Genomic DNA, 14,268 nt, shown 5'->3' on the forward strand with positions numbered 1-14,268 from the left:
GCTTTCCGATGGGCGCCGACCGTCAGCCCGGAGTCGGTACGTGATGTACGACCCGCGTTTGCACCGCGCGCTGCTCGCCGTAGCGTCCCGGCATCGCGCGCCGACGCGCGCCGCGCGCACCCACCATTCCGCCGCCCGCACCCGCGAGCAGGGACAAGAGCATCGCCGCGCTCAACCACGTGCTGGCGATCGATGCGGCCTGGGCGGCATCTTCGACGCGGTTCGCCTCTGCCTGCGTTTCGGGGCGTCCCCTGCGCATCGCCATTGCCCGGTCGACCGCCGCCGTCGCCTGGTTTTCGGTCATTCCGAGCCGGTCACGGAGCACGTTCGTCGCCGTCGCCCGGTCGCCGCGTTCGATGCTTGAGAACAGCTCGGCGATGGCCGATTCGTTGCCTGGAGTCGCCGCAACCGACGAAGCGGTGTTGAACATGCCGGTCAGCGCATTTCCGGTGACCGAGCCCGTCACGATCGCGAAGAACAGCACGGTCGCTCCCCAAGCGACGATGCCGTGCAGTACCCCGTCGGTGCTTCGCCGCAGCGACGAACTGCGCGCCGCGACGTATCCGCCGACGAAGGCGGAAATCAGCATGCTCACGGTGTTCCAGAGCGCAGCGGCAATCGAAATACCGCTGCCGCCGGGCCGGGCGCCGGCTCCGAATGCCGCGAATCCACCGGCGACCCCGATCAGGGTCAGCAGCAGATGGACTCCCACGCCCACCGCAAAACCGGCGACCACGGCACCCCACCGGATTCCGGTCGTCACCGACGTGTGTTCGAGCTCGTAAGCCGTCGTTTCTATCGTCCTGGTTTCCATTGCTCATCCTCTCGTTCTGCAGGTAAAAGCCGGCCCCGAGGGGCGTATGCGTTTGCGAGCAAAGGACGTTCCGGCGTCTGCCCGCTCCCCCCATTCCCTGTCGCTGAGGGTGGAACGAAATTCCTACGTGCCGGGTGTAATTCCTACTGAGCTCGGGCGGCACGCGGCAGTGTCCGCCGGAAAACCCGTAGGCATGCGGCTTGCAGCGGTTGGCGGCACGTGCGTTGCGGCTGCGGCTTTATCACAGGTGTCCCATGACAGAATCGGCTCAGAATGTGCTGGAAGAATTCCTTCAGGAGCACCGGGCCTTGCGCTCGCGTCTCACGATCCCCGGCCAGGAAGCCGATGATCCGGCACTTCCGTCGCGGGATGTGACCGCTGCGCTACGTCGCGAAATGGATGAACTCGGACGCCAGCTCCTGCATCACTCGCGCCTCGAATGCGAGATTCTTGATGTGCTGAAGTCCCAGAGCGACTCGCCGACCCAGGGCCTGCCGGAGGCGGTGGCCCGTTGCGAGGCCGCGAGGCAACTCCTCGAGCGCCTGGACGCGCTGTCCTATATCGCCGACGATGCCGCGTTCAATGCGCTCTACAAGTTCTTCGTCCGCAGCGCGCAGACCTATCTCGACGAGGTGGAGACGACCGTGATCCCGGAGGCCTGCGAAAGCCTCGAAGGCGGAGAGCTGAGCCGGCGGGTGCAACTGGCCACCGAGGAGCACGCCGCATCGATGCCGGCCGCGACGCGCGCCGCCGACGGACGGCTCGATATCGGCACCGGCGAGGACCGCAGCCCGGCGATCTGAACGGCCGCCCTTCCGGCGACCTCACATATCCGTCATATTCTCGCAAGAGTCCTTGCAACGCCGGCACGCCTCGATGCACAGCTCCATCTCGTCGAGGTCGCGGCAGCTCGAGATGCAGGCGTCGCAGACATCCGCGCACACCGCGCAGATCTGGCGGTGCAGCGACGAGCCGGTCGTGAGCACCTCCGCCGCCAGCGCACATGTTCGGGCGCAGACGATCATCGTGCGCAGGTGGTCTTCTTCGACGTGCCGGCCGCCCTTGCGCAGACAATGACCGGTTGCCATGCCGAGGCACACGAGCTCGCAGGAACGGCAGTGTTCGATGCATTCGGCGATATCTTGCGACAGGCCGATTTCGCGGGCGAGTTCGGCGCCCGCGGGCGCGAATGCGGACATGTTCATCGATATTCTCCTTGGTCAATAAATGCCGGCGGGCGCCCGGCACTGGCGCAGCCGGTGCAATCAGCGTTCCGTGAGGGTCCTTCCGAAGCTTGCAGGCGCGGCTTTCATCGAATCGGTCGCCTCAGCCGTTGATGATCTCGCCGCCGTTCGGATGCAGCACCTGCCCCGTCATGTAGCTCGAGTCGGAGCTGGCCAGGAAGATGTAGCTGGGCGCGACCTCGTCCGGCTGGCCGGGCCGGCCCAGGGGCTCCTTAGCGCCGAAGCTCGCCACCTTCTCCTCCTCGAAGGTCGAGGGGATCAGCGGCGTCCAGATCGGGCCGGGGGCCACCGCATTGACGCGAATGCCCTTCGATGCCAGCGACTGCGCGAGCGAGCGCGTGAAGGACACGATCGCGCCCTTGGTGGCCGAATAGTCGATGAGGTGGGCACTGCCGCGATAGGCCGTGACGGAGGTCGTGTTGATGATGCAGGCGCCTTCCTTGAGGTGGGAGAGCGAGTGCTTCGTGAGGTCGAACATCGCGAAGAGGTTGGTCCGGAAGGTGCGTTCGAGCTGTTCGCGCGTGATCCCTTCGAGGCTCTCCTGCGGATGCTGCTCGGCGGCGTTGTTCACGACGATGTCGAGCCGGCCGAATTCCTTGATCACCTGCCCGACGACGTCCTTGGTGAAGTCCTCGTTCCCGACATCGCCTGCGATCAGCAGGCAGCGCCTGCCTGCGGCCTCGACGCTGCGGCGGGTGTCCTCCGCGTCCTCGTGCTCTTCGAGGTAGACCACGGCGACGTCTGCACCCTCCTTCGCAAAGCCGATTGCGACCGCCCGCCCGATGCCGCTGTCGCCACCTGTGACGATCGCGACCTTGCCCTCGAGCTTGCCTGCCCCCCGGTAATCCTTCATGTGGTCCTGGGGTTGCGGCCTCATCGGCGCTTCGCGGCCGGGCTGGACGTCCTGATGCTGCGGCGGCAGGGTCTGATGCTGTTTCCGCCCTTCTTTTTCGCTCATTGCTCGCCTCCCCGTTCCGGCTATCCGTCTCGGGTGCTCAACGGCGTCCGCGCGCGTAGAAGCCCGCGACCGCTCCGAGTGCGCCTCCGGCGAGCGATGCGAGCGCCAGAGCCGTCCAGGGGCGCAGCACCACCTGTTCGCGGCAGCGCTCGCGGACCGCAGCGAGCCGCTCCTTCGAAGCGGGTTGCGACTCCGATTCCTCTTGAACGGGGTGGCCCGTGTCGCTCGAATAGACCTTCACGTCGTGACCATGGATGTCTTCAAGTGCGTTCATCTTCTGTACCTCCTTCGGTTCGCCGCTCAGCCGATTTCGCCGAGCAGCATCGTCTCCAGCCAGTCCTTCACCCGTGCCACGTGCTCGTTTTCGCGTTTGAGCGCCCGCTGGAACTGCGGGAGTACCGCATCCTGATCCGCCTCCTTGGCGAGGCGGATCAGGAGAGCCCAGCAGGCGCTGTCGAGGAGTTCGGCACTCAGCATGGCGGGCTAGACGCGGCGTACCACCATGCGTCGATTGTTTGCCCCGTTGAGTGCAAACCATGTTCCCGCGTTGTTGGTAGCGTTCGCAGACGAGGGATGCCGCGCCGGCAGTAGGACTTACACATGTATCGCTAACATCAGCGGCATGCCGGCCAAACGCCGTCCTGGTCCGGCGTGAGGAACGGCCGTCGACCATGACGCGCAGACAGCCGTGCTCAGTAGGCGGTGGAGGACTGCGCGGCCCAGAGGTGGGCGGCGACCAGCGCGCGCCAGGGCGAGAAGTCGGCGAGCCATTCCCTGGCCAGGTTTTCGCCGATCCGGTCGGGCGAAGCGATCAGCGTCTGGATTCCGCGTCGCACGGCAACGTCGCCATGCAGCGAGCCGTCAAGCCAGCCGAAACCCCGCAGCAGCATGTAATTGACGGTCCAGGGGCCGATGCCGCGCAGTTCGAGCAGCCGATCGCGGATCTCGTCGACGGGCAGCACGACGGGCAACGTCTGGCACCACGTGTCGAGCGGGAGTCGATCGTCGGCCGCGAGTTGCGACACCGTCAACAGCGTTCTCGCCTTTGCGGCCGAAAAACCGGCGCCCCTGAGCTCGTCCTCGGCCAGCGCGCCGACCTGGCGCGCTTCCGGGTAGCACATCAATCCGCCGGAATGCCGCACGCCCGTCGCGAGGATGAGCTTGCGGCGCAGCGAAACGGCGGCGCCGACGCTGATTTGCTGCCCCGTGACCGCCCACGTGAGCGCTTCGAAAGGCGTTGCCGTCACCGGCACCCGCAAGCCGGACTGGCGGGCCAGCAAGGGGCCGAGGCCGGGGTGGTCGCGGTAGCGCTCTTCGAAGGCCTCGATGCCCTGCCCCAGCCCCAGCATGCGGCGCGCCATCGCTTCGAAGCGCCCTTCCCCACCGACGGGCGCGTCGCCGTCGATGGCAAGCTCGGCGATGGCCTGCCCGGTGCCGAAACGGATGCTGAGACAAGCGGGCCGCCCCTCCCACTGCATCCCCTTCTCCAGCACATCCACGCCCACCCGTTCGCCGACTTCCTGTGCGTCGCGCTTGTGAAAGGCGAGGATGTCGCGGGACCGGAAGCCGGCGGGCAGTGGCAGGATGCTGGAAAGCCGTGCGCTCATTTCGCGGGTGGGGAATCGGCGAAAGGCTTCAGTCTAAGGCCGCCGAGCCGGCAAGGCACCCCGGCTCTTGCTGTCGAATTCGGCGATATTCAGTGCAGCTGCGGATCGCTCGCCCCGGCCCAACGCCAGTTGGCGAAGGACTCGGCAAGGATAGGCTCGCTGATCACGTAGCCCTGCGCGACGTCGCAGCCCTGTGCCGACAGGTGTTCCCAGCCGGCCGGGTTCTCGACGCCCTCGGCGACGACTTCGAGGTCGAGGTCGTGCGCGAGGTCTATCGTCGAGCGCACGATCACCGCGGAATCGTTGTTCGACAGCATGTCCTGCACGAAGGACTTGTCGATCTTGATCGCATCGACGGGCAGCTTCTGCAGGTAGGACAGCGAGGAGTAACCGGTGCCGAAGTCGTCGATGAAGAGATCAGTCCCGAGATCCTTCAGGCGATACAGCGTGTCGCGGCAGCCCTGCGGGTCCTGCATCAACGCGCTCTCGGTGAGCTCGAACTGCACTGTCGTCGGGTCCGCGCCCCAGGTCGCGAAGTGGTTGCGTATGCGCTCCAGCAGCTTGGGATCGCGCAAGTCGCGCGCCGACAGATTGACGGCCACCGGCATCACCAGGCCCGCTTCGCGCCAGACGTAGCTCTGCCGGAACGCGGCCTGCATCACCCAATCGGTGAGCGGGCTGATCAGTCCGCTCTGTTCGGCCAGACCAATGAAATCGCCCGGCCAGAGTGTGCCGCGCTGCGGGTGTTCCCAGCGGACCAGCGCCTCTACACCGCAAAGGCTGCGGTTCGAGAAGCGCGCCTTCGGCTGGCAGTAGAGCCGCATCTCGCCGCGGTCTATCGCCCGATGGAGGTCGCCGATCAGCGCAAGCCGCTGCGCGCATTCGCGGTCTCGCCCGCCGGTATAGAGCGCGTGCCCCTGGCCCTGCTGGCGAGCCTGGTGCATCGCCACGTTGGCGCGGCGGATCAGTACGTCGGGCTCGTTGCCGTGGCCCGGGAACACGGCCGTGCCGATGCTCGCGCCCGCGTCGAGCATGATCTCGCCGACAGCGACCGGCTCGAGCAGTTCGAGCAGCAGGCGTTGCGCGGTGCGCGATGCGGCCGCGGCATCGGCGCGCTGCAGCAGGATCGCGAATTCGGATTCGCCGACGCGCGCGACGTTCGCGGCGTCGGGAATCACCTTGCGGATGCGGGCCGAAATCTCGCACAGCATCGCATCGCCCTGCTGGTAGCCGAGCGTCTCGTTGATCTCCTGGAAGTGGTTCACGCCGAGGACGAGCAAGGCGAGCGGCGAATTCCACGCCTTGGCGGCTTCGATTTCCGAGGCGAGGCGCATGCGCAGGCGCCAGCGGTTCGGCAGCCCGGTGAGCGCGTCCTCCTCCGCCATGCGTTTGATCGTCTCCTGCGCCTCGCGGCTCTTCTGGCGCGTGCGCAGTGTCGCGATGCCGAAGGCGAGGTCCTCGGCAAGTTCGGTCAGCAGCTCGACTTCGGCCGCATCGAAGGCGTCGGCTTCGCCCGCCGCGATGGTCAGGTTGCCGAGGATCTCGTCGCCGACACGCAGCGGGAAAGCCGTGAATGCGAGCAGGCCGCGGCTCAGGTCCTCTTCCCGCCAGGGCGCGAGATCCGGATCGTCGCGGGTGACGCGGCCGATGCTCGGATGTCCGGTCCGGATCGCCATGCCGGTCGCCCCGCGTCCGCGCGCACCATCCGCCCACGTGAGTCCCTGCGAATCGAGGAAGGCGCGGTCAATGCCGAAATGAGCCTGCACCGCGATGGTTTTCGCGTCATCGTGCTGCGCGAAGCCCACCCAGGCCATCCGATAGCCGCCCTCTTCGACGATGATGCGGCAGATGTCCTCAAGCAGCGTGTGCTCCTCGGCGGCGCGAACCAGGGTGCGGTTGACGGCGCTCAGCGTCTTGCGGGCACGGTTGACCCGCTGCAGTGCCTTCTCGGCTTCGGCGTGGCGATGCGCCCGCCGCAGGGTGCCGATACCGTAGGCAAGGCCGTCCGCGGCCTCTTGCAGCAGCTCGATCGCTTCGGGGCCGAAACCGTCGGCGCAGTCGGTGGCGACGAGCAGCGCACCGGGCACACGGGTGCTGCACGGCAGCGGCAGGGTCGCGATAAAGGGGGGATGGCCCGCGGGATGCCGCGGCGCTTCGGGGTGGTCAGCGGCGGCGGTTTCGTCGTCGACGCAGCCCTGAACGACGAACGGACGGCCGGCGCAGATCGCATCGCGGATGTCTTCCGTGCCGGTTGGCTCGCCCATGTCCAGCAGATCGTGCTCGCCCTGGTTGTCGGGCGGCAAGCCGCAGGAGGCGACGCTGCGCAGCGTGAGGCATTCCGCGTCGGCATAGTGGATCGCCGCGAAGCGATAGCCGGCCGTCTCAACCAAGGCCTTGCAGACCTTGGCGACGAGATCGCCCTCCTTCGTCGCCAGCCGCAACGCGAGGTGAATTGCCCGAAGTGCCAAGAAGGCCTGGCGCGCCGATTGCTGCTCGGCGACCAGCGTCGCAGCCTTGCTTCCCTTGCCCCGAACCCTTGCGTTCATGGCCTGCCCCGAAAAATCGCGGCTTCGGCACCCCTCAGAGCTTGTAACCGATATGCCGCAAAAGCTGCTTCCGCGAATCGATCTTCGCATCGTCCTCGATCCCGAGCGGCGGCGAGCCGTCGATGACACCGACGATTCCGCGCCCGAGATCCGTCTCCGCAATCAGCACGTCGACCGGATTGGCCGTCGCGCAAAAGATCCCGCACACCTCAGGCACCTGCTTGATCGAATTCAGCACATTCACGGGGTAGTAGCCTTCCCCGAGGAAGACGATGAAGCTGTGTCCGGCCCCGATCGCCTGCGCGTTGCGCTGCGCCAGGGCAATCATGTCCGGGTCCGTACCCGACCACCGTATCAGGCGGTCCCCGGAAGCCTCGCAGAAGGCGAGACCGAAGCGTATGCCTGGTACTGAAGTAAATAACGTTTCATGGAGGTCTTCGGCTGACTTGATGAAGTGCGTCTGGCCGAGAATGAAGTTGATCGACTCGGGTTTGTCGATCCGGACGGCGGTCAGGTTCATGTGCGCTTGCTCCAGGCAGGCCTACCACTTTCAACATAGCACCCCGACCGTACGCTCGTCGGCAACATGCCTATATTTGCGGATTTATTCCCTTGCGCAGCGGTGCCAGCAGGCCGGTCAAGCCATTGTGATCGAGTTCGTGCATCAGTGCGAGGAGCCGGCCGAGCTTTCCCGACGGAAACCCTTCGCGCGCGAACCAGTTGAGGTAGTGTCCCGGCAGGTCCGCGATCAGGCGGCCCTTGTACTTGCCGTAGGGCATCTCGGTCGTGAGGAGGGCTTCGAGATGCTCGGGATTCATTGCGGCGCCGCCCCGCCGGCGGCCGTCGCGGCGAGGATGGCCGTCAGCAGGTGCCAGACGCGCCCGACCGACGCGATCTCGACGCGCTCACCGGGCGCATGGGCGCCGCGGATCGTCGGGCCGAAGGACACGATCTGCATGTCCGGGTATTTTGCGACGATCAGTCCGCATTCAAGCCCCGCGTGGATGACCTGTACGTGCGACTCGGCGCCGAACTCGCGCTGATAGACCGAGCGGCACAGCGCCAACAGCGGAGAATCGGCCTGCGGTGCCCAACCGGGATAGTGGCCCGACGGCTCTGCGCGGGTTCCCGACAGGCTGAAGAGGCTCACGATCTCGTCGGCGAGCGCGAGCGCCGCGTCGTCGAGCAGGGAGCGAACCATGAAATTGCACGAGCCCTCCGTCGGCGTCAGCGACACAACGCCGAGGTTGTTGGAGGTCTCTACGACGCCGGGAACGCTCAGGCTGCGGCGGTGCACGCCGTGCGGCGCGGCGTGCAGGGACGCGAGCCACACGGCCTGATCCTCCGCGGACATCACCGGTCCGGGATCGTCCTGCACGAGCCGCAGGCTGACGCCTTCGTCCACACCCTTCAGTTCCGTGCGCAAGCGTTCTTCCCACGACGCGAGGGTCGCGGCGATCTCGGCCCCACGTCCAAGCGGGACCGCCACCCGGGCGACGGCGTCCCGCGGCAGCGCGTTACGCGCAGAGCCGCCTGCGAGACCGGCGAGGCGCAGCGGCATCAGCCGTTCGAGATCGCGCAGCACTCGGACCAGCAGCTTGATCGCGTTGCCGCGCTCCTCGTGGATATCCACACCCGAATGGCCGCCGCGCAGGCCATGAAGTTCGATGCGCCAGGGTTCGAAATCAGTCGGAAAATGCTCTTCGGCGCCGTCGCAGTGTACGTTGACGTCGAGGCCGCCCGCGCAGCCGATATAGAACTCGCCCCACTCTTCGGTGTCCAGATTGAGCATCAGGCGCCCCTGCAGGACGCCCGCCTCCAGCCCTTGCGCGCCGCCCATGCCGGCTTCCTCGTCCACCGTCAGCAGCGCTTCGATCGGCCCGTGCAGCAACGACCCGTCTTCGAGCACAGACAGGATCAGCGCAACGCCGATGCCGTTGTCCGCCCCGAGCGTCGTGCCGTCGGCGGCCAGCCAGTCGTCCTGGCGCAGGGGCCGGATCGGATCGCGCGAAAAATCGTGCGGCGACTCCGGATTCTTCTGGCACACCATGTCGAGATGCCCCTGCAACACGACACCGGGTGCGCCTTCGCAGCCTGGCGCGGGCGGCTTGCGGATCAGCAGGTTGCCGGCCGCGTCCACCGTCGTTGCGAGGCCCTTGGCGTCCGCCCACTGCCGGATGCGATCGCGCAAGGCGCCCTCCGCCTTCGACTGGCGCGGGATGCTGCACAAGGTGGCGAAGTGGGCCCACACCGTGGCGGGCTCGAGACCGGAAAAGACGGGATCGGACATGGGCTGTTTCACATTCGGGTCGAATGGCCCATGGTAAGGCACGCCACATGCATTGGTGTCCCCTCGATACGAATTGTTCGATCTCCGCCGGAAGATTCCATCGCCATCGGCCGCGAGCGAGGCCATACTGAATGAGACTGCCAACCTTGGGGGAGCAATCATGAGCCAGTCTACCGAAGGGATCGAACGCGATGTGCATGCGGCCGTCGATGCCGACACGGCCTCCGTTGCGGACCGCGTGCGCACGATCACCTTGAAGGCGCTATCCGAGGGCAGGCTCGATTCGGCGGCGCTGAAGGAGGTCACGAGCGCGGTGCTGAGAGGCGCGCAACAAGGGATCGAGCGCCCCGACCGCGAACGGACGGAAGCAATGCGGCAGGCCGTGCGTGGGCTCGACGAGGCGCTCGCAGCGGCTGCGCAGGCGACCGTGCTCGCGATGCAGGAAGCGATCGGCCGCGGCAGCGAGTTTTCGAAGCAGGAACTGCGGGGCACGCTCGATCAGATCGGTGCGATGGAGTCCAACTTCCTGAACACGCTCGCCGACGCCGGACGTGCCGCCAACGGACTCGCGCGGACGACGCTGCACGAGCTCGCCGAACACGCGCGCCACAGCGGCACGCAGATCGGCAGCCGGGTAGCGGCTGCCAGTGCCGAGCTGACGCGCGCCCTGGCCGCCCTGACCCGAGATCAGGTACAGACGGGCGCCCGGACCGTGCGCAACGAAGCCGGTCTGCTTGCCGCGCTCGCGTCCGGGATGCTCAGGGGGATCGCCGACCGCCTCGACCCGAGCAAGTCGCACGACCGTAAGCCCCCGGCCACGCCGTCCGCTCCGCCCGACCTGTGACCCGTCAGGGCCGCACCGTCGATAGCGGCATCGGCCGTTCCGCCTGCGCGCCGAGCACCCGGGCCTGCCACGCGATCAGCACGCTGACCGCGGCCAGCGTCACGAGTACCCCGTTCAGGGACACGAAGCTCGCGACGCGTCCGAGCAGCAACGGCCCGAGCAGGCCGCCCAGCGCACCGATCCCGGAGACGAACGCAAGCGCTTCGCCGCCGATGCGGCCGACCGCCGAGAACACGACGGGCGCCGCCGCCGCGAGCCCCAGCCCGACCGCGCCGAAGGCGAGCATCGCAACGGGTACGGAACCCAGCATCGCCGCGAGCGTCAGCGCGATCGCCGAAACGATTGCGCCGCGCCGGACGACGTTCCGCGGACCGTGCCGCGTGACGAATCCGTCCGAGAACATGCGACCGAGGGCCATCGCGCCCGAAAAGAAGGCCAGGCCGAGCCCCGCGACGCCCGGGCCCGCCTTCAGCTCCTGGCTCAGGTAAGCCGAAGACCAGCCCATCATCCCGTGTTCGAGCACGATGCTCGATCCGAACAACAGGCCGGTGCCCAGGTACAGCTCGAGCGGCACGTGAGGCGGCGGCGCGGCTTGCGCATGTTCGGCCGGAGCGGGTTCGAGGTTCGCTGCCACGAAACGATGGATCGCCGCGACGGCGAGGCCGACCGCTGCCATATGCAGCGCGAGTCCCACGCCGAGCGCCGCCAGAATGCTGCTCAGGAAGGCCGAGAGCACGTTTCCGACGTAGAAGGTCGCATGCAGCCGCCCCATCATCCGCGTGCTTTGCCGCAGCTCCCATTCGGCGGCCTGGTGGTTGATCGCGACGCCGACGCCGTTGTAGATCATGCCCTGTGCGAACAGTCCGACGAGCAGGCCGGGAAGACCCGGCAGCCACGGAATCGACGCGAGCACCACGCCGCCCGCGAGGCCGAAGCGCGCGAGCATCACGCGGCTGCCCCAGCGCGCCAGCACCCAACGGTTGACCGGATACGCGAGCACCCCGCCCAAGCCTCCGGCAAAGAGCACCCAACCCCATTCCGCGTTGTCGAGTCCCCAGCGGGCGACGAATTCCGGCTGGCGAGCCATCAATACGCTTCCCACGGCTCCGAGCGCAACGAAGCCGTTCAACAGGGCCCACAGGGGCCCCAACTTGTACTTCAACATGGTGTCCTCAGGATTGGAGAGGGAATAGTTCAGGACTGCTCGGTCGCCGACGCGACGGCGTCCTGGATCACGGCAAGCAGGGCATCGGCCGCGGGGTCGCTCGGCCGCTCGGGTTCGCCTCGCGCCTGCTCCCCGAACTCGGAGATGAACGCCCGCACGACACCGTTCGTCCAGCCGAAGCCGTCCTGCACCGGGTACTCGCCCCCGCCCGCGAAGCGCGACATGTCGCAGACGTCGTACTTCTCCATCAGCTTGCCGGTGCGCTGATACACGCGGTCGGCGAGGCTGACGAAGCGGGCGGCGATCTCCCGTGCCAGCACCGCGTGGCCATGGCGCAGCAGCCCCTGGACGACGATCCATTGCAGCGGCGCCCAGCCGTTGGGGCTGTCCCATTGCTGCGGCGACTCCGTCAGTGTCGTGACGACGCCGCCGGCCCGCAGGAAGTGCGTCTCGATCACATGCGCGACCCGCGACGCGTGTGCGTCGTCGAGCAGGCCGCAGTACAAGGGGAAGGCCCCCGCGAGCGACCAGCAGCCCGTTCGCGCGCCGTCGCTCAACGAGTAATCGAAGAACCAGCCGTTCTCCTCGTCCCAGCAGTATTCCAGCAGCGCCGCCTTGCGCCGCTCGGCGGCCGCGGCGTAGTCCGCCGCGCGCGCGTCGCCGACACGGCCCAGCCAGTCGGCGAGACAGACTTCGACGCGATACAACAGGCTGTTGAGATCGACCGGCAACAGCTCCGTCGTCCGGATGCTCTCCAGCCCCTCCCCGTCGCGGCACCAGCGCGAGCTGAAGTCCCAGCCCGATTCCGCGCCCGCACGCAGGTTGCGGTAGAGCGCGTGCTGGTACTCGGGCGCCGCCTGATGGAAGAGTTCGACGTCCTCGGCATACGACTCTTCGCGCGGCGTGTTGCGCTCGTCCCAGTAGCGATTGAGGATCACGTCCTCCCGCAGCATCACGGTGCGGCGATGGGCGAGCGGGCGGCCCGCGAAACCGCGCACGCCGCGGTCCGTCCAGTAGCGGTACTCGGTTTCAAGCTGCGGCAGCCAGCGCGTGATCGCTTCGAACCCCGCCTTGCGCTCGAACAATTCCAGCATCAGGCAGAACACCGGCGGCTGCGAGCGGCTCACGAAGTAGCGCCGGTTGCCGTTGGGCACATGACCGTAGGTGTCGATCAGCCACGCGAAGTTCTGGATCATCGACTCGACGAGGTCGAGCCGGTCGGATGCGACCAGGCCTTCCATCGTGAAGTAGCTGTCCCAGTAATAGATTTCGCGGAAGCGCCCGCCGGGCACGACGTAGGGGTGCGGCAGCGGAATCAGCGATCCCGTCTCGATGCCGCTCGGTTGCCGCGCGAGCACGGACCACAGCGTATCGATGTGCGACGCCAGCGAGGTCGCCGCCTCCGGCGGCGGCGCCTCGAGGTCCGAGGACATCACGAAGTGGGTGCGCACGAAATCTTCCAGCAGCGCCCGGAAGCGCTCCTGGATCACTTCGGGCGCGACGATTGGCACGCAGTCGGGAAACGTCTTCGAGTCCGCGAAGAGACGAAGAAGCTGGACCGCGTGGAACAACGCGTCGGTGGACTTGTGCCCGGTGTCGCTCACGTTCGTTTCCTTTCAGTGTGCCGCGTTGGCACGAACCCTCTCGGAAAACACGATCGGCGCCGCCTCGCCGGGCCGCGTGTCGGAGGCGCCGACGCGCAGCCGCGGATAGGCTTCGCCCGTTTCCGCGAACAGGTGGCAGTGTTCGGGAGGCAGCCGATATCCGACCGTTTCGCCCGCGGTCACGGTGCTGCGGTGCGGATTGCGCACCACCCACGGATCTCCGCGGCCGGCGTTGTCGAGATAGTGGTAGGTCTCGTTGCCCATGTGTTCGACGAACAGAACGTCGGCAAGATTCGGCGCGTCGGCGACGTCGCCCCACTCGATGTGCTCGGGCCGGATGCCGAGCTTCACCGGGCGCCCTTCGTCGGCGGCCGGCGTCGCGACCGGAATCGCGAGCTCCTTGCCGCTCCAGAGCTGGACGACGCTCGCCTCCGTACCTGCGCGCAACAGGGTCCCCGGCATCAGGTTCATCTTCGGCGAACCGATGAACTGCGCCACGAATTCGTTGGCAGGATGGTCGTAAAGTTCCAGCGGCGAACCCACCTGCTCCACGTTGCCGCGATTCAGGACCACGATGCGCTGCGCGAGCGTCATCGCCTCGACCTGATCGTGGGTCACGTAGATGATCGTGGATTTCAGGCGGCGATGCAGTGCGGCGATCTCCATGCGCATCTGCACGCGCAGCGCGGCATCGAGGTTGGACAGCGGCTCGTCGAAGAGGAAGAGCTTGGGCTCGCGGGCGATCGCGCGGCCGATCGCGACGCGCTGGCGCTGGCCGCCGGAGAGGTCCTTCGGGCGGCGCTGCAGCAGGGGTTCGAGCTGCAGGATGCGGGCGCTCTCCTCCACCCGGCGCGCGATCTCGGCCTTCGGCAGCTTCGCGAGCTGCAGGCCGAAGGCCATGTTCTCGTACACCGTCATGTGCGGGTACAGCGCGTAGGACTGGAACACCATGCCGATGCCGCGCTCGGAAGGCGTGTCGTCGTTCACGCGAGTGCCGTCGATGTACATGTCGCCGCCGGAGATGTCCTCCAGGCCGGCGATCATCCGCAGCAAGGTCGATTTGCCGCAGCCGGACGGGCCGACGATGACGACGAATTCGCCGCTATTCACCTGCAGGTCGATGCCCTTGATGACCTGGGCCGATTCGCCGTAGCGCTTGTTGAGTTTGTCGAGAGTCAGTTGTGCCATGTTCGTAA

At 67.1% G+C, this 14,268-nt stretch carries 15 protein-coding genes; 2 read left to right on the forward strand and 13 right to left on the reverse strand.

What is annotated here, in order from left to right:
* Positions 1–22: 22 nt before the first annotated feature.
* Positions 23–814: a hypothetical protein gene (locus tag AZKH_RS13155; RefSeq protein ID WP_015436271.1), complete on the reverse strand. Its 792-nt coding sequence runs from the start codon at positions 812–814 to the stop codon at positions 23–25.
* A 254-nt stretch (positions 815–1,068) separates the two neighbouring features.
* Between AZKH_RS13155 and AZKH_RS13160 the strand changes: the two genes are divergently transcribed.
* Entirely contained in the window at positions 1,069–1,617 is a 549-nt protein-coding gene (locus AZKH_RS13160; RefSeq protein WP_015436272.1) for a hypothetical protein, read from the forward strand.
* Between the two features lie 21 nt (positions 1,618–1,638).
* On the opposite strand, the gene AZKH_RS13165 is transcribed toward AZKH_RS13160, so the two are convergent.
* From AZKH_RS13165 to AZKH_RS13200, 9 genes are all read right to left on the reverse strand, one after another.
* The gene (locus AZKH_RS13165) at positions 1,639–2,019 is read right to left on the reverse strand and encodes a four-helix bundle copper-binding protein (protein WP_015436273.1); all 381 of its coding nucleotides are present in this window, start codon (positions 2,017–2,019) and stop codon (positions 1,639–1,641) included.
* Between the two features lie 121 nt (positions 2,020–2,140).
* A complete protein-coding gene (locus AZKH_RS13170) occupies positions 2,141–3,016 on the reverse strand; it encodes an SDR family oxidoreductase (protein WP_015436274.1) in 876 nt (291 codons plus the stop codon).
* 37 nt (positions 3,017–3,053) lie between these two features.
* Positions 3,054–3,290: a hypothetical protein gene (locus AZKH_RS13175; protein ID WP_015436275.1), complete on the reverse strand. Its 237-nt coding sequence runs from the start codon at positions 3,288–3,290 to the stop codon at positions 3,054–3,056.
* A 26-nt stretch (positions 3,291–3,316) separates the two neighbouring features.
* Positions 3,317–3,493, reverse strand: a complete 177-nt coding sequence (locus tag AZKH_RS27300; RefSeq protein WP_015436276.1) for a hypothetical protein — start codon at positions 3,491–3,493, stop codon at positions 3,317–3,319.
* 215 nt (positions 3,494–3,708) lie between these two features.
* A complete protein-coding gene (locus AZKH_RS13180) occupies positions 3,709–4,623 on the reverse strand; it encodes a DNA-3-methyladenine glycosylase (protein ID WP_015436277.1) in 915 nt (304 codons plus the stop codon).
* 89 nt (positions 4,624–4,712) lie between these two features.
* Entirely contained in the window at positions 4,713–7,169 is a 2,457-nt protein-coding gene (locus tag AZKH_RS13185; protein ID WP_015436278.1) for an EAL domain-containing protein, read from the reverse strand.
* Between the two features lie 34 nt (positions 7,170–7,203).
* Entirely contained in the window at positions 7,204–7,689 is a 486-nt protein-coding gene (locus tag AZKH_RS13190) for an adenosine-specific kinase (RefSeq protein WP_015436279.1), read from the reverse strand.
* Between the two features lie 70 nt (positions 7,690–7,759).
* Complete coding sequence (locus tag AZKH_RS13195) at positions 7,760–7,987, reverse strand: DUF3820 family protein (RefSeq protein WP_015436280.1); 228 nt, start codon at positions 7,985–7,987, stop codon at positions 7,760–7,762.
* Positions 7,984–9,459: an aminoacyl-histidine dipeptidase gene (locus tag AZKH_RS13200; RefSeq protein WP_015436281.1), complete on the reverse strand. Its 1,476-nt coding sequence runs from the start codon at positions 9,457–9,459 to the stop codon at positions 7,984–7,986. The genes AZKH_RS13195 and AZKH_RS13200 overlap by 4 nt, the downstream gene beginning before the upstream one ends.
* A gap of 160 nt (positions 9,460–9,619) precedes the next feature.
* On the opposite strand from AZKH_RS13200, the gene AZKH_RS13205 reads away from it, so the two are divergent.
* Positions 9,620–10,303 carry a DUF6781 family protein gene (locus AZKH_RS13205; RefSeq protein ID WP_015436282.1) on the forward strand — a complete coding sequence of 228 codons (684 nt, stop codon included), beginning with the start codon at positions 9,620–9,622 and terminating at the stop codon, positions 10,301–10,303.
* 4 nt (positions 10,304–10,307) lie between these two features.
* Here AZKH_RS13205 and AZKH_RS13210 read toward each other — a convergent pair whose 3' ends face one another.
* Genes AZKH_RS13210 through AZKH_RS13220 form a run of 3 tightly spaced genes read right to left on the reverse strand, consistent with a single transcriptional unit; the run spans position 10,308 to position 14,260 of the window.
* Positions 10,308–11,468: an MFS transporter gene (locus tag AZKH_RS13210; protein WP_015436283.1), complete on the reverse strand. Its 1,161-nt coding sequence runs from the start codon at positions 11,466–11,468 to the stop codon at positions 10,308–10,310.
* 29 nt (positions 11,469–11,497) lie between these two features.
* Positions 11,498–13,072: an alpha,alpha-trehalase TreF gene (treF, locus tag AZKH_RS13215; RefSeq protein WP_015436284.1), complete on the reverse strand. Its 1,575-nt coding sequence runs from the start codon at positions 13,070–13,072 to the stop codon at positions 11,498–11,500.
* Positions 13,073–13,084: 12 nt separating this feature from the next.
* Positions 13,085–14,260, reverse strand: a complete 1,176-nt coding sequence (locus tag AZKH_RS13220; RefSeq protein ID WP_015436285.1) for an ABC transporter ATP-binding protein — start codon at positions 14,258–14,260, stop codon at positions 13,085–13,087.
* Positions 14,261–14,268: the final 8 nt, after the last annotated feature.

The organism is Azoarcus sp. KH32C, assembly GCF_000349945.1.
GTDB lineage: Bacteria > Pseudomonadota > Gammaproteobacteria > Burkholderiales > Rhodocyclaceae > Aromatoleum.

Excerpts from the sequence above, each read along its gene's own strand:
- AZKH_RS27300 (WP_015436276.1), bottom strand. The coding sequence starts at position 3,493 with ATGCTGAGTGCCGAACTCCTCGACAGCGCCTGCTGGGCTCTCCTGATC.
- AZKH_RS13195 (WP_015436280.1), bottom strand. The coding sequence starts at position 7,987 with ATGAATCCCGAGCATCTCGAAGCCCTCCTCACGACCGAGATGCCCTAC.
- AZKH_RS13175 (WP_015436275.1), bottom strand. The coding sequence starts at position 3,290 with ATGAACGCACTTGAAGACATCCATGGTCACGACGTGAAGGTCTATTCG.
- AZKH_RS13220 (WP_015436285.1), bottom strand. The coding sequence starts at position 14,260 with ATGGCACAACTGACTCTCGACAAACTCAACAAGCGCTACGGCGAATCG.
- AZKH_RS13160 (WP_015436272.1), top strand. The coding sequence starts at position 1,069 with ATGACAGAATCGGCTCAGAATGTGCTGGAAGAATTCCTTCAGGAGCAC.
- AZKH_RS13165 (WP_015436273.1), bottom strand. The coding sequence starts at position 2,019 with ATGAACATGTCCGCATTCGCGCCCGCGGGCGCCGAACTCGCCCGCGAA.
- AZKH_RS13190 (WP_015436279.1), bottom strand. The coding sequence starts at position 7,689 with ATGAACCTGACCGCCGTCCGGATCGACAAACCCGAGTCGATCAACTTC.
- AZKH_RS13185 (WP_015436278.1), bottom strand. The coding sequence starts at position 7,169 with ATGAACGCAAGGGTTCGGGGCAAGGGAAGCAAGGCTGCGACGCTGGTC.
- AZKH_RS13170 (WP_015436274.1), bottom strand. The coding sequence starts at position 3,016 with ATGAGCGAAAAAGAAGGGCGGAAACAGCATCAGACCCTGCCGCCGCAG.
- AZKH_RS13200 (WP_015436281.1), bottom strand. The coding sequence starts at position 9,459 with ATGTCCGATCCCGTCTTTTCCGGTCTCGAGCCCGCCACGGTGTGGGCC.
- AZKH_RS13155 (WP_015436271.1), bottom strand. The coding sequence starts at position 814 with ATGGAAACCAGGACGATAGAAACGACGGCTTACGAGCTCGAACACACG.
- AZKH_RS13180 (WP_015436277.1), bottom strand. The coding sequence starts at position 4,623 with ATGAGCGCACGGCTTTCCAGCATCCTGCCACTGCCCGCCGGCTTCCGG.
- AZKH_RS13205 (WP_015436282.1), top strand. The coding sequence starts at position 9,620 with ATGAGCCAGTCTACCGAAGGGATCGAACGCGATGTGCATGCGGCCGTC.
- AZKH_RS13210 (WP_015436283.1), bottom strand. The coding sequence starts at position 11,468 with ATGTTGAAGTACAAGTTGGGGCCCCTGTGGGCCCTGTTGAACGGCTTC.